We start from the raw sequence: 14,482 nt of genomic DNA, 5'->3' as shown, positions 1-14,482 counted from the left end.
CTTTAATTTGGTTGCGTTAATTGTGTCAACAGAACCTAGAGAAGTTAATCAAAATCTACGTGAGAAACTCCCTCGACTCGATGAATAAATTTCTTTACGCTACAATCTTATTTCTGACTAGTTCTTTAATCGGCTTAATGCCTTTGAAAGCTCAAGCGCAGGTATTTATTAACGGAGAACTAATTCAAGGACAAGAGTTACAAAACTTCCAAACCCTTGTTGGTTATGAAGTGCCTTCTGGACGTTACTGGATTGATTCTGATACCGGCTACTGGGGTTATGAAGGAAATCCCCAGATTCAAGGCAATGTCTACGTGCAAATCGAACAAAACCTTAATAGTCAGGCTAACAGCCAAAATAGTGGTCGAGTTGACAGTTATTGTTGACAGTTATTATAGTAGCGGTGGAGCAGGAGGATATGGCTCTTATGTCAGTGATGGTGAATGTTCCTATTTTTCTTCGGGAGGAATGAGCATTAATACCTGTGACGACAACTGGTAAAGGGAATCGCAGAACTAATTTCAACCAATAATTACTTTAAAAGTTTCGACTACGCGCTCGACAAATTCTGTGGGCAATACTTCACCTGTTGTTTTCCACCAGCGAGTTTTTAGATCTAAAGTTCTCACTTGTTCGGCAATTACCGAGCCTCTAGCCTTGAAGCCTTCGGGAACGGGAATCATCATTTTAATTTGAGGCTTGACCGTACTAGTTAGGGTAGTAACGACAACTATACCCCCTCTTGCTGCATTGTATTTAGTGTGACTCAACACCAAACAGGGACGGGCATTACCCGCTTGTTCTCTACCTTGAGTGGGATTTAAATTTATTCTGATTACTTCCCCCCGCCGAATTTTCATAACAGTTCCTCGCCCACAGGTTCGCTGCCGACAAAATCAGCCACGTCGTCGGAATATTCAAACTCTTCGGGAATGCTGGCTATGAGCTCGTCTAAAGTCGGCACCGTCTGTTTCTTGCTAATGATTAACTTGCCTTCTTCCTCAGTAAGCTCCACTACCGATTTTTCATCGATGCTCAAACTCTGCGCTACCTTACTCGGTATGCGAAGTCCAATACTGTTACCCCATTTTCTTAACTCTACTTCCATTGTCACTACTAATTTTAGTTGTAATTATACATTGTATAATTTTAGTCGATTCGATCGTCTTGCGATCGCTTATTTCCCCGCTCGACTCATAAACACTTCCGAGCAGAATTAGTTTCTCATCACCATCGAGTTAAAGTAGGAAAAACCCAGAGTGCGAAACTATCAAAGATTGGCGATCCCACATCATAACGACCAACTCTCCAGTTCTTTACCAGTCTGAGAATTCTATTGCTCTATGTGACAATTTCTGCGGTTTATTAAAAAACACTAAAATTGCTAGACAAAATTGTTAGCTTGTGTTTGCAACTCAATCGGTCGCTGGATGTAAAATCCAGCGCTGCGATTGAGAAGGAGGCGGTTGCTGAGGAGGGGCTGTGGGGCGGTTGCGAAGCAAGTCGGTACGACTCGGTCGCCTCGCCCCCTTGTAAGCCTCGTGCTTCCTCAGCAATTAAAGACCTCCGTCGTTGCTCAAATTCAGTGTTTGACTGAGGAGAAACATCATGACAATCGCATTAGTTAGCGTTTTAGTTTTGGGCTGGCTTTTAGCTGTTACTATCGGCACTTATGCTTACTTTGCTAACGAAGAGAAATGAACTTCCAATAAGACCGTTTCAGATTGGAAATACTTCCACATCCAGGAGGAAATCATGACAGATTTAACTAAGAATCAAACTCGATTAGCTTACGTTGATTGGCTGAAAGATATATATCGACACCATCCTAGTATGCGTCAAGTAGAACTTCTCAAAGACCAACTCAAGCAGGAAAAACAAAAAGATAAGGTCTTTTATCAGTCTATCAAAGCGAAACTAGCTACTCAACAATAACAAGTCAGGCTAGAACGATACTCGTCGTTCTAGCCATAGTTCAAACTTTTCTCATCGGAGATATCGCCGCCTGCTATCCGCGATCGATAAGGTTAGGACACTCATTCGACTACGACACCAGCGCCCAGATACGCTAGGGATCAACGCCTTACGGCATCTAAGGTTAGGACACGGCAGTTGCCGAACCTCCTTTTGTGTATGCATCCAGTAGCAATTTTACAAGCACCTTTCTCAAGACGATTAACGGAGGCAACCACAATCATGTCTACTAAAGAAACTCGAAAAATCTCCATCAAATCCAAAGCCAATGGTGCAGCTTGAGAACGAGGCTGATGATAAAATCCCAATGCTGGTTCTAAACCAACACTTAAAATGGCATTCATCATGTCAAAGACGAGGATAGTAAGCCAGAGCGTGGAGGGCAGAAACACGGATAGTTTTAGTTTCAGCAGGTATTGGCAGTAATTGCATTGCTTGTAAACCTTTTGTTTACTTTTGATTACAACTATCTTAATCAATCAACTTGGCGAAAAAGCTTCCACCTATAACAAAATTTCGAACGCTAAGATTTTTCAACAGTTATAAGCAGTTATAATATATACTGATCTCTCATGCTTGGCTAAAAAAATGAACTTCAATCTTTATTTGGAAGATGAGTTAGAACGAGAATTACAAAATCTAGCACGAGTTACTGGCAAATCTCGCAATGCCCTAATCAGAGAAGCTATTCAAAGCTTGATTTCCCAGCATCATAAATCTAAGTGGTCGAAAAACATACTTGATTTTCGAGGCATAAAAGAGGGATTGGATTTTGAATCTTATCGTGATGAACTGTTAAATCCAGAAGAAACAGAGGTAATTTAGTGCGCTTTTTGCTAGATACTTGCACTATTAGTGATTTTGTTAAAGGAGATCTAGGAACGTTAACTCAAATTAAAAATCATCCTCCTTATGACTTAGCAATCTCCGCGATAACTTTGATGGAAGTTGAATATGGATTAATCTTAAATCCTGCTAAGGCAAAAAAGTTAAGACCAATTTTTGCTGAGTTCTTCAATTCAATATCAATTATTGCTTTTGCCACCAAAGAAAGCGATCGCGCTGCCCAAATTCGCGTCAAACTAAAACAAGCTGGCACTCCTATAGGTGCATACGATTTACTAATTGGAGCAACCGCTTTATGTCATAATCTGACTTTGGTAACGTCCAACACTAAAGAATTTGTCAGAATTGAAGACTTGACTTTAGAAAATTGGCGCTCGCTTTAGAATTAAAAACTTACGGCGATCGAAGGTAGAACACGTAACTGTTTTTTGTCTAGTAGTTCTAATTTAGAAAGCGATCGAGGGGGGTGGCAACGATTCGTGAATTGCAAGGTTCATATCCCCCTTTAACCCTTATCTGAATTGAGTTTCATCAACTAGGAATTAGGGAAAATTCAAAATTCAATGCTGGAGGTTTTCGATTCAAATCTAGTCTGTAGCTACCAAAACGATTGATATATTTTGTCAGATGAAAGAAAAAATCAATTTTAACTCTTTCAAATACTAAAAGCTGCAAAATTTCACAGATTACCCCTCATGACACTCTCGCTAGTTTTTCTCCTGGTAGCCGCTAAATTCTCAGTCGGTAAGAAATCGTGTCGAGCGAGAATGTCGTATAAATCGATCTCTTTTTCCAACAAACAAGCATGACCGCTATGGGGTAAAATCGTCATTCTCGCCTTTGAAAGCAAAGCCGTTAAGCGTCGCGCTTCTTCAACGGAAGGTAAAAGCCGGTCTGCAGCACCTGCCAGAATTAATGTCGGTATTGTGATGCCATTTAATTCTGCTGGAGAAACTTCAAAATCTCTTAGTAAAGCCAGACGGCGACTTACTTGTTGGGGTGAAAGGTATCTCATCGCCCTAATTAAAGCTCTTCTGTCGTTCGGCTCGATGCGAGACAACTCTGCCAAAAAAGGTAGTAAACCAACAGCCGAATAGCCATGTACCCAAGGTGGCATCCAGCGAATTAAATCGACACCCCAACCTAAAATAGGTCGTCGGTCGAATGAAGATGCTGGATTTGCCAAAATTAGACGTTGAATTAAATTTGGAGCATATAGAGCAACTTTAATCGCCAGACAGCCACCGAAAGATTCACCGCAAAGATAGACTAAACGCTGGGAATTAAACTGTAATTCTCGCTCGATCAGTTGGATGGTTTCTCCTGTCAGAATTTCCCAATCACCTAAATGATTGGCAGGAATAGATAGACAACGTAAAGCAAAATTAGCCTCTAGCTTTTTTTCTTGAATTTGTAATAGTTCTCCTGTACCATCAAGACCAGGAATATAGATAAATAGAGGGAATTTTGAGTCTCGCTCGCTGCGGCGAGCGCCCAAACTGTTTTTCGACGGTAAGAAACGTATTCGAGGTTGTTTCATTCAAAAGGGTAAGATTGAGGAATATTGCAATGGGTTATTAAAAATTAAAATTCCTTATTATTAACTATCATCTATCGCAGAAATAGTCTAATGGCAACCGGGATAACTGAGGGGTAGAGTGAACTTCTCCCTAAAAGCCAACCGCCATACACGATCGCTTGAATGCTAAGGGTAACTTTTACTGAGTAGTTCGGAAATTTGTGTCTGACAATAATGAGTAAGACCGAGAGCTAGTTCTTTGGCTTGTTTGCCCTGATACTGCTGTTTTTTGGCACTATCAATTATATAAGGACGACCAATAGCAACCTTAACTCGATGGTAAATTATCATGGGGTGAAAACCAGGGCGATCAAAAAATGGCTCTTTTCGGTCGAATTGTCTCAACCAACGAATGGGAATTGTAGGATAAATAGTTTCATCCAAAGAGGCGATCGCGATCGGCAAAACTGCCAGTTGGGATACGGGAACTCTCCAGGCTAAATGAGCGAATCCTCGTTCGAACTCGTTTAAGCGGTTGGGTTGGGTTGGTTCTACCATTGGTTTGGTACCTTCGGGAAATAATCCTACCCACTGTCTGGCGGCTAAAAGTTTGGCGGCACGAGCGAACAACCGTTGTTTTTTGTGTGGGGATTCCGCTAGAGGAAAACAACCGAGGAGCTCGACAGCTACTTGACGAATTATCGGTGCTTGTCCCATGTAATGATGGCAAGCAATTCGCAATGAATAAGGCAGACTAGCGATCAAGATTGGGGCGTCCAAGAAACTGCGATGATTACTAATGACGATCGTCGGGATATCCTGAGGAATACGGTCTGCACCCTCGACAGATAACCTGACATCAATTGCTGACAAAATAGATTGGGCTGTCAAATGAGAAGTATAAAAAGACATTTACGCAATTAAACCTGAAGAATAATTTAATTTATAAGGTTAAGGAGATAGAAGACCCACATAAATAGTTAACAAATTTTTAATCTTTTTCGCTCTGGCGGAAGCTATATTTAAGTCGGAAATTAGTCGCTCGAGCCAAAAATAGATTTATTTTAAGGATTTTGTAAAAGAAATCAAACAAGTATTAAGTATTTTTCCCAATGGCTACATTAATCTATGTTGTCAATAATACTGATAGTGTCAGCCAGACGAGTTATAAACTAGATATAATAACGCTTGATTTCTAATTACATAGCCAAAGCAAAAGTCATCGACAAAAATTGTTAGCGTAATTAAATCCGACAAACTTTCTAACTCAGATTTAGCCAATTCTGCTTTTTATAACGCTCGAATCTTAAAAAAATATGCTAATAAATAAATTCGCTAAATTTTGAAATTTTGACTATGGAGTTAGATTCATATCAGGTGTATCTATATAAATGAACGAGTACCAAACTAATACTTACAAATTTACTATTACAACTCCGCTTTACTATGTTAATGACATTCCTCACATCGGTAGTGCGTATACTACCATCGTGGCAGATGTTATAGCACGTTTTCAACGTTTGCAGGGAAAATCCGTGTTGTTAATTACGGGTACGGACGAACACGGACTCAAAATTCAGCGCACTGCCGACGAAAAAGGTTTGGCTACTCAAGTTCATTGCGATCGCATTGTAGCCAGTTTTCAATCTCTCTGGGAAAAGCTGAATATTAGCTACGATCGCTTTAGTCGAACTACTGCCAAATCCCATCAGGCGATCGTCAATGAATTTTTTGAGCGGGTTTGGGACAGAGGAGATATTTATCTCGCTCGTCAGCAGGGTTGGTATTGCGTATCCTGTGAGGAATTTAAAGAAGAAAGGGAATTAACCGCAGATAAATATTGTCAGATTCATGTTAATAAACCAGCCGAGTGGCGAGATGAAGAAAACTATTTTTTTCGTCTCTCTAAATATCAGCAACATTTAGAAGAATTGTATGCCGCCCACCCCGACTTCATTCAGCCAGCTAGCAGACGTAATGAGATTTTAAATTTCGTCACCCAAGGTTTACAAGACTTCTCCATTTCTCGCGTCAATGTCGACTGGGGGTTCCCTCTGCCAGTCGATCCCAAGCATACGATTTATGTCTGGTTCGATGCTCTGTTGGGATACTTAACAGCTTTACTAGAACCAGGACGAGAGCCAACTTTAGCCAATGCCACATTAGAACGGTGGCCGATTAATCTCCATCTAATTGGTAAAGATATTTTGCGTTTTCATGCAGTTTACTGGCCTGCTATGTTAGCTTCTGCGGGATTGAGTATGCCAGAAACCGTCTTCGGTCACGGTTTTTTAACTAAAGATGGGCTAAAAATGGGTAAAAGTTTGGGCAACACTCTCGATCCCTTTAGTTTGGTCGATCGCTACGGTGCCGATGCAGTACGCTATTACTTCGTTAAGGAAATTGAGTTGGGTAAAGATGGCGATTTTAATGAAATTCGCTTTATCAATACTCTTAATGCCGATTTAGCTAACGATTTGGGTAACTTGCTCAATCGCACTTTGGGAATGTTAAACAAATATTGCCAAGGTAACGGTCCCCAATTAACTAAAGCTGATTACGATTTAGAGCATCCACTCAAAAAAATAGGTGTGGATTTGGGAGAGCGGGTTACCGATGCTTACGAACATCTCAAACCCAGCCAAGCCTGCGAAGAGATTTTCGATCTAATTCGCGCTAGTAATAAATATATCGATGATAGTGCGCCTTGGAGTTTATTCAAGCAGAAAAAACAGGCTGATGTAGAACAAATTTTGTATGCAGTTCTAGAATCGATTAGATTGTCAGCCTATTTACTATCGCCGATTATCCCCAACTTGAGTAATGGTATCTACCAACAGTTAGGATTTACTGCGGATTTCAATGAGATTGAGTCGGAGCAAAACCAACCTAAATTTGCCATTCACTCTCAGTGGGGAGAACTAGCGGCAAATCAAAATTTAGGTAAAGCTAGTCCTATTTTTGCCAAACTAGAATTACCCGAATCAAAACTGCAATAAAAATTGCAGTCGGCTAAATAATTAAAATAAATTTTGGTCAGTCAAACAATAACAAATTTAATACATTCAAAAAATAACTTTTTTCAGTTTTACTTAAATAATAACGAGGCTTAAAAAAATGCTAGATAATTTTGGAAGCGATCCGATATTTACCCCAGAACAGATTCTCGAAAATAGGGGACGCGTAGCGATATTCATCGATGGCTCTAACTTATTTTACGCCGCCCTACAGTTGGGTATTGAAATCGACTACAGTAAATTGCTCTCGCGTCTTACAGGTGGCTCGAGATTGTTGCGTTCCTTTTTTTATACCGGAGTCGATCGCACTAACGAAAAGCAACAGGGATTTTTACTCTGGATGCGTCGCAACGGCTATCGCGTAATTGCTAAAGATTTAGTTCAGTTACCAGATGGCTCGAAAAAAGCCAATTTAGATGTAGAAATTGCCGTTGACATGATGTCCTTAGTCGGAGCTTACGATACGGCAATACTAGTTAGTGGCGATGGCGATTTGGCATATTCTGTAGATGCGGTAAGTTATCGCGGTGCTAGAGTAGAAGTTGTCAGCTTGCGATCGATGACGAGCGATAGCTTGATCAATGTTGCCGATCATTATATCGATCTCGATCAAATTAAAGAAGATATTCAAAAAAACATCAAGCCTAGCGATCCCTATCGTAGTTTTTCGGGTTTTGGTATTTTGGAAAATTCTCCCAGTCCTGAAATTAGATAATTAAACTAGTTTTCAAACTTCTACAGTTGGCGGGAAGCTCGTGTCTTCGCCGCCAATTATTTATTTGCAGTGAATGTTCGCAAGCGATAAAAATGGAGACGTGGTCGAGCAACGTCTCCGAACTCCGAAATAGACAAATTAGTTTAGTTGGTTTGCTAAAGCATCAAATCAAGCAAGGTCAAATTCAACGATGATGTCATTGAAATCTCTGTCGCCGCCGTTGAAGATATCTTCAAATCCATAAGTGTTTTCTCCAATAACGCGAATGTGAGAGAACTCGTCGCTGTTAGCTGTCTTATAAGAGAAGTAAACCGTAGGTTCGTTGCTACTGTTTGAGTCGGTAAGTTCTTCAATGTCGCCATCGACTACTAAGAAAGGCGCATAAATAGTGCCACCAGCCAGTTCGGCAGTAAATTCTGCCTGTTGGTTATTTTCAGGAACGCTGAGGCTGAGATCCAAGCTATTTGCCAAAGCAGCGTCAAGATAACCAGCATCCCCAGGAGTGATCGCTTCACCAGAAATAGGATCGATAACGGTGCCGTCAGTGTCCGTTACTTCAAACAAACCAACGGTGTTTTCAAAGAAAGCATCGCGACTGACGGTAAGGGAGATATTAGCAGCATCTTCAATGCCTGTTAAATCGATTACGGGAACATTATCGACTACAACACCGCCATCACCATTACTGCCATTACTACTACTATCGAGAACCGTGTCGTCGCGAAAGAGAAGATTCTGAATGCGGGTATCCTCTTCAGGAGGAGTATCTTCATTGTCAAAAGCTGGTGTGCTGGGATCGTCATCAGCAGGAAAGTTAACGGCGAGATACTCCGCTAGGGTATCCTGTTCGGTACCTGGTTCGGCAAATTCCGCCTCGTTGGGAGCCGCATCAGGTAGGGGCTGTGGTGGCAGGTCGACGCGGTTTTCGCCAAAGGCTGGGAAAGGATAGCCATCGCCGCCGTCAGCCAGGAAATTGAGGGTGACCAAGCGAATCTCGCGGCTGGGATCGCCTACTAGTTCACCATCTTCAACAATTATATCGGTAACCCCTTCTTCATCGGTAATTGACAGGCTTTGAACCCGTTCTCCCTCTGTAGTAACGTTGCCCTCTTCATCAATGGCGATCGCCTGGGCATCGGGATCGAAGCTAAAGGCAAAGCCGCCAATTTGGGGGAACTGTCCGGGGGTCGCTCCTGCTTCGGTAGCGGATACGGCATACTCGACGATTTGCTCTAGTTCCTCAGCGGTTACGGTGAGTAAACTTAGCTCGTTGTTAAAGCGCAAAGTATTCTCAATATCGAGTTGGGAAATTTCTCCCTCATCTTTACCGGAGGCGGGGTTTGCTTGAGGTGACAAAAACTGAGTTTCGTTGCCCTCATTGACAACCTGCCCAATGGGAGCGCGAATGCCGCCGCCATTTTTAATCGAGACAGCAACTTCATCATCGTAGAAATCGGCGTAAAATAAATTGGCATCAGCGGTCAGATTGCCTAAATTAGTCTCCTGAGTGCGCACTTCTTCACGGCGACCATCTAAGAAAACCTCAGTCAAGCCAAAGACATTGCTGTCTTTGGTATTGACTACGTTCTCAACTGCATCAGTAACCTGTCGGACGACTTCCCCTCTGGTTTCGTCAGCAAAAGCTTCGTCTAAGCTTCCCCAAAGACTTGCGACGATTTCATCGGTAGTGGCATAAGCACCACTTACTTCGGGATCGACGCTTTCAGGGATGACAACGCCGTTTTCGTCGAAATCGACAACCAGACGACCCACATAGGAATATTCCCCAGCACTACTAACAATCGCTACGGGTTCGCCGTCGGCATTCTCGACGAAAATAGGATAAGTATCGGCAGCGGTGTCACCGCTACGCAGCGTATCTGTCTCGTCGGCAAGTATGGTATCAGAACCGCCAGCGATGATAATGTCTACGCCAGAGAGTAGGGGAGCTAAATCCTGCTCTAGGGCAATTTGTTGGAGGTGTGAGGTCAGGACGATCTTGTTAATACCCTGCGACAGTAATTCGTCAATGGTGGGCTGGATAACCTCAGCCAAAGCCTGAAGATCGTTGGTATCGGGTCCAACTACCTCAACCTCACGGGGAGAAGAGATACTGGCTAACAGCGGAGTGGTAATGCCGACAACGCCAATCTGCTCGCCACCACGCTCGATAACTGTCGCTGGAGCGAGTTTGGGAGTATTGGCGATTGGACTCCGCGTACCGGCAGAGCCGCTTGCGTCTAAATCTTCAAAGGGTGGCGAAGATTGGAAAGCCGTATTTTCGGAAATACCTTCGGCAACTAGATCCTCAAGCGCACTATTGGTAAAGTCGAGGTTGGTACTGAGATAGGGGAACTGAGCACCTAGCCAGTTGAGTTCGTCGGGCGTTCCGTCATCATCGCTATCGTCAACTGTAGGCGCAATAATATCTGCCATCGTATCCGGTCCGAGGTCGAACTCGTGGTTGCCAATGGCTGACGCATCGAAGCCGGTGAAGTTCATAATCGAGATATCGACCCGTCCCACACCTTCTTCTAGCCTGGAGAGCGCATCCTCAGGAAGATCGTAGAAGTCTTTGTAGGCATTTTGTAAAGGCTCGACTAGGGATTCATCACCTGCCGCTGAGAAAAAAGGACCCGGAATATAGTTATCTCCGGCGGAAATGGTCAGGGAGTTTGCGACTTCTTCTTCTAGGAAGTCTACGCTCGCTGCAAAGTTAGGAGCGTTTTGGATGGCATCTACACCGCCTTCTAAGTCGGAAGTGTGGAGGAGTTGCAGCCTATACCGTTCTTCATCCATAGGTTGCGATCCAGTTTCTGAATCTGGATCGCTTCCGGTAACTGGGGACATTTCCCCTTCTCCCTGATTCGGGTTAATCGACGTAGTCAGTTCAAACACGGCGGTAGAGCCACTCACCTCGTAGGCAACTGCTAACAAAGGCATTCCGGTGGGACTTTCTGCGGCAGGAATGAACTCTAAACCTTCAGGCGCAACATTACCTGCAGTTCCCGCTTCCAAATCGCCCTCAAAGTCGCGGGTATTGATATATTGAACGAACTCGGCACTGCTAGGTTCGGTAATGTCATAGACCATAATTCCGCCGATTCGTTCTAGCCCGACAAAGGCATAATTGCGATCGCCAATAGTTCCGAGGGCTACTCCTTCTGGTTCTGGTCCCTTATTGTCGCTACGAGTATCGAAGCTGTTTTCGTCGTTGTCAGAGTTGAAAAAGTCGGGGAACTGTTCGGCAGTGATGCGCTCTAATTCACTACCACTATCGAAAACCAAATTGCCTTCGCTGTCCCAAATTGAAAAAGAGCGTCCGCCAAAAGCGTATAGTTCGTCATAGTCGCCGTCGCCATCCGTATCGCCGCGAGTCGTAGTTACTAACAGCCTTCCCAAATTCTCCTCTTGCTGGAGTTCTGCGGCATTGGGAAAAGCTTCTGGATCGAGTTTGAGGTCTGCTATTCGTGACTCTTCGACAAAGGTTTCAGTTTCGTTTCCTGCCTCACCTTCAACAATATATTCTCTGGCATCCCCTTCATTGGCAGTGACGATATAGGTTTCGCCATCGTCAGCTTTGTAAGCAGCGATCGCATCGGGCTGGTACATTCCCAAAACGGGGGCGTTGCGAAGATTAATCGCTCCGTCTTCATCACTAGGGTCGAGGGCATTATTACTGTAGTTCTTGAACCCTAGGGGCAGAATTTCGGTAACTTCAGCAGTGCGGATATCTACTTTTGCCAGGGCATTGTTTTCTTGTAGAGTCACAAAAGCCGTTTCTGAGTCGGGGGTAACCGCGATATATTCTGGCTCTAAATCCTGGGCAACGGTAACGGTGTCGTCTGGATTTTCTGTACTTACGTCGGGACCAAAAATTCTCACTCCCGCTTCAGTTAAGGCTTGCTTGCGATCGTTGAAATCGGCAAACCCTGCCGTTGTCACATCGGTATCCCTTAAGTTTTCTACGCCACCAGAAAGGTCGATAATACTAATCGAACCTTCGGGGTCATTGGTATAATCATCGCTAGGTTCTCCTTCGTTTGCTACTAGTACCTTCTTGCCGTCTGGCGTAAAGGTGACCATATCCGGCAGTGCCCCTACCGTTACCTGACTGACTAAATCACCATTGGTACTGAAGAACGCGACTTTACCGGGATCTTGAGTCTCCTCAGCCGCGATCGCTACCGCGACAATACCGTCTTTAGCCGCAACGCTGTTGGGACTTGCACCAAAGGGAGTAATGTTAATGGCTTTAATTAAAGTCGGATTACTCGGATCGCTGAGATCGAGAACGTCAACCGTTCCCTCGTTACCATTGACAACAAAAAGCCGTTGAGTCTCGGAGTCATAGGCAGGAATTTCTGCCGCACCTTCGTCAAAAACTCCGGTTGCGTATCTGCCAAGTGGAGATAAGTTAATATTATTTGTCTTCGTCATTAATTTCGAAACAATAGTTATAAGTGTTAGCGGTGAAACTAAAGTGAATTTAGACAATTTTTTCTACTAAAATCGAATTTTTTGACAGCCTAAAATGAACAGCTAGATCGAAGTAAATCTCGCTGGAGCTATGTTATTTATTGATATTTGTCGTTAAATTTGGCTCGAAAAAAATCGATTTAAGCAGGATGCTGCTTGAGAAAAGAATTGAAAATAATAAGTTACACTATTGGCTCAATACTAAAAATAGTTCGACCGATAGTTGAAGATATTCACCATCTATTGAGGCTAGATCGTTGGAAAAAGCCTTCAATGTCCGGTTATCTCCGATAGAGAAAGCCTTTAATCTTGAGAATACTCTCTCAGTTTTGAGTAAATAGTAGATAAATTTTTGATTAAGAAAAGGTTATTTAGCTAATTCTTCATCTCAGCTTCAAATATACATACTGTAAGCAGATATTTACTTCATATTTAAGGCAGGAGGCAGAAAAAATTATTGACTCCAACCACCTTAGTCATTTGTAGCAAACGTTTGAATATTTCATATTACCTTTGCAAGTATCGATTCTCGCCATTTTTATGATAGAAATACAGCGAAATTAATTTATTCTCTTTCTTTGAGGAATTATATCGCGAGGTACTTGCCAAAAATTTGAAGCTTGCTTCATTTTGAAACTTAAAATTGAATCGTCAATTAAATCTAATTTTTTTATTTCAAGTAGAGATTTATTAATATTTAAACACTTAATTATTTCTGCTCCCAAAGAGTTTGCCAATAAAGGAACGACGGCATTGCCAATTTCCCGAAATCCGTGCCATATCGTGCGATGAAATTGAAACCAATCTGGAAAAGTATGAAGTCGAGAAGCTTCTCTGATGGATAAGCATCTGGGGTGAAGATAATGAATTGGGCGAGGTGCGGTAAATGCTCCTTTATTACTAGCTGTTCCTGCTCTTAAAGTATTAGATAAACTATGAGGAGATAGTTTTAAAAAATGACTTATCGGCTCTTTTTTTCCTTGAGACGTATTGGTAAAGCGTTGAATCGTTTCAGCAGTATGTCTCGAGCCAATATGTCCCCAAACAGTTTTATTTAGAGTCCTTATGTGACATAAAGAATACGCTTCTTGTGGGATTAGACTGAAGCTTTTTCTAAATCCTGAATAGTTCAGCCGCTCGGAACTTATTCCCTTATCTTTTCCAAGATATACAGAAATTTCACTCAAATCCGATATTGCCGAACTTACTGTATTCAAAGGTGTTAAATTTTCACCATGGGTTGGAGTAGGGTAATTAGGTTTAGGCATATCTCGGCGATAGCCAATTAAGAACAGCCTTTTTCTCTTTTGTGGAGCACCGTAGCAAGAAGAATCTAGCACTCTTATCGGTCGAACCACAGAGTATCCATTGTGTTCGAATTTATCGATTAATTCATGCAAAAACTTGCGATGTTTTCCAGTTGCAATGCCGGGGACATTTTCAAAAATAAAGTACTTTGGTTGAATTTCAGAAACGATCCTGGCATATTCAAAAACCAAGTGATTGCGGGGATCGTCTAAAGCTCTGCGTCCCATATGGGAATAGCCTTGGCAAGGTGGTCCGCCGGCTAGTAAGTCTATATCAGCTTGGAATCCTTTGTGTTCGATCGCACTTAATAATTCTCGACTAGATAACTGAGAAATATCTCTACAAATAGTGGCTCCATAGGGAAAATTATAATGATGGACTAGTGAATGTATGGGATCGATTTCTACAGCCGCCGCAATATCGAACCCAGCAGCTTCTAAACCCAAAGACATTCCACCACAGCCGGAAAATAAGTCGATCGCGATTGGACGATTGCTCAAAGTTTCTCTTCTTGTAGTTGCACTAGCTTATTTATGCCGTAGTTTACAGTATCTCAGTAGAAAACGGTTTAATTTGAATGAAATTAATCGAATTTAAACTTAATGCTGAGGCTAAAATCCTTTT

Annotated in this window: 14 protein-coding genes and 1 pseudogene; 8 read left to right on the top strand and 7 right to left on the bottom strand. The window is 42.5% G+C overall.

The window, feature by feature from the left end; genetic code table 11:
- Window positions 1–80 precede the first annotated feature (80 nt).
- Together ACLFKQ_RS09355 and ACLFKQ_RS09350 are read left to right on the top strand one after the other, a co-directional pair.
- The gene (locus ACLFKQ_RS09355) at window positions 81–386 is read left to right on the top strand and encodes a hypothetical protein (RefSeq protein WP_448999569.1); all 306 of its coding nucleotides are present in this window, start codon (window positions 81–83) and stop codon (window positions 384–386) included.
- On the top strand, window positions 370–501 hold the full coding sequence (locus ACLFKQ_RS09350; RefSeq protein ID WP_448999568.1) for a hypothetical protein: 132 nt from the start codon (window positions 370–372) through the stop codon (window positions 499–501). The genes ACLFKQ_RS09355 and ACLFKQ_RS09350 overlap by 17 nt, the downstream gene beginning before the upstream one ends.
- A 20-nt stretch (window positions 502–521) precedes the next feature.
- Here ACLFKQ_RS09350 and ACLFKQ_RS09345 read toward each other — a convergent pair whose 3' ends face one another.
- Both ACLFKQ_RS09345 and ACLFKQ_RS09340 read right to left on the bottom strand, forming a co-directional pair.
- The gene (locus ACLFKQ_RS09345; RefSeq protein ID WP_448999567.1) at window positions 522–860 is read right to left on the bottom strand and encodes a type II toxin-antitoxin system PemK/MazF family toxin; all 339 of its coding nucleotides are present in this window, start codon (window positions 858–860) and stop codon (window positions 522–524) included.
- On the bottom strand, window positions 857–1,108 hold the full coding sequence (locus ACLFKQ_RS09340) for an AbrB/MazE/SpoVT family DNA-binding domain-containing protein (protein ID WP_449000319.1): 252 nt from the start codon (window positions 1,106–1,108) through the stop codon (window positions 857–859). Before ACLFKQ_RS09340 ends, ACLFKQ_RS09345 begins: the two co-directional genes overlap by 4 nt.
- Window positions 1,109–1,608: 500 nt before the next feature.
- Between ACLFKQ_RS09340 and ACLFKQ_RS09335 the strand changes: the two genes are divergently transcribed.
- Together ACLFKQ_RS09335 and ACLFKQ_RS09330 are read left to right on the top strand one after the other, a co-directional pair.
- Entirely contained in the window at window positions 1,609–1,701 is a 93-nt protein-coding gene (locus tag ACLFKQ_RS09335) for an endonuclease (RefSeq protein ID WP_448999566.1), read from the top strand.
- Window positions 1,702–1,755: 54 nt separating this feature from the next.
- Window positions 1,756–1,935 carry a hypothetical protein gene (locus tag ACLFKQ_RS09330; protein ID WP_448999565.1) on the top strand — a complete coding sequence of 60 codons (180 nt, stop codon included), beginning with the start codon at window positions 1,756–1,758 and terminating at the stop codon, window positions 1,933–1,935.
- Between the two features lie 236 nt (window positions 1,936–2,171).
- On the opposite strand, the pseudogene ACLFKQ_RS09325 reads toward ACLFKQ_RS09330, so the two are convergent.
- Window positions 2,172–2,336, bottom strand: a pseudogene (locus ACLFKQ_RS09325) (CRISPR-associated endonuclease Cas1); the annotation flags it as partial.
- A gap of 226 nt (window positions 2,337–2,562) precedes the next feature.
- Between ACLFKQ_RS09325 and ACLFKQ_RS09320 the strand changes: the two are divergent.
- Both ACLFKQ_RS09320 and ACLFKQ_RS09315 read left to right on the top strand, forming a co-directional pair.
- Window positions 2,563–2,799, top strand: a complete 237-nt coding sequence (locus ACLFKQ_RS09320; protein ID WP_448999564.1) for a ribbon-helix-helix protein, CopG family — start codon at window positions 2,563–2,565, stop codon at window positions 2,797–2,799.
- Complete coding sequence (locus ACLFKQ_RS09315; protein ID WP_448999563.1) at window positions 2,799–3,203, top strand: PIN domain-containing protein; 405 nt, start codon at window positions 2,799–2,801, stop codon at window positions 3,201–3,203. Before ACLFKQ_RS09320 ends, ACLFKQ_RS09315 begins: the two co-directional genes overlap by 1 nt.
- 296 nt (window positions 3,204–3,499) lie before the next feature.
- Here ACLFKQ_RS09315 and ACLFKQ_RS09310 read toward each other — a convergent pair whose 3' ends face one another.
- On the bottom strand, window positions 3,500–4,360 hold the full coding sequence (locus ACLFKQ_RS09310; RefSeq protein ID WP_448999562.1) for an alpha/beta fold hydrolase: 861 nt from the start codon (window positions 4,358–4,360) through the stop codon (window positions 3,500–3,502).
- A gap of 165 nt (window positions 4,361–4,525) precedes the next feature.
- Window positions 4,526–5,251: a lysophospholipid acyltransferase family protein gene (locus ACLFKQ_RS09305; protein WP_448999561.1), complete on the bottom strand. Its 726-nt coding sequence runs from the start codon at window positions 5,249–5,251 to the stop codon at window positions 4,526–4,528.
- Between the two features lie 479 nt (window positions 5,252–5,730).
- On the opposite strand from ACLFKQ_RS09305, the gene metG reads away from it, so the two are divergent.
- Entirely contained in the window at window positions 5,731–7,338 is a 1,608-nt protein-coding gene (gene metG / locus ACLFKQ_RS09300) for a methionine--tRNA ligase (RefSeq protein ID WP_448999560.1), read from the top strand.
- A 118-nt stretch (window positions 7,339–7,456) separates the two neighbouring features.
- On the top strand, window positions 7,457–8,071 hold the full coding sequence (locus tag ACLFKQ_RS09295) for a LabA-like NYN domain-containing protein (RefSeq protein WP_448999559.1): 615 nt from the start codon (window positions 7,457–7,459) through the stop codon (window positions 8,069–8,071).
- A 168-nt stretch (window positions 8,072–8,239) separates the two neighbouring features.
- Here the strand turns inward: ACLFKQ_RS09295 and ACLFKQ_RS09290 are convergent, their stop codons facing one another.
- Both ACLFKQ_RS09290 and ACLFKQ_RS09285 read right to left on the bottom strand, forming a co-directional pair.
- Window positions 8,240–12,511, bottom strand: a complete 4,272-nt coding sequence (locus ACLFKQ_RS09290; protein WP_448999558.1) for a choice-of-anchor I family protein — start codon at window positions 12,509–12,511, stop codon at window positions 8,240–8,242.
- A 599-nt stretch (window positions 12,512–13,110) separates the two neighbouring features.
- Window positions 13,111–14,358: a DNA cytosine methyltransferase gene (locus tag ACLFKQ_RS09285; RefSeq protein WP_448999557.1), complete on the bottom strand. Its 1,248-nt coding sequence runs from the start codon at window positions 14,356–14,358 to the stop codon at window positions 13,111–13,113.
- Window positions 14,359–14,482: the final 124 nt, after the last annotated feature.

It is taken from the genome of Myxosarcina sp. GI1(2024) (assembly GCF_053543375.1).
This window is presented reverse-complemented; position numbering and strand designations above follow the sequence as displayed.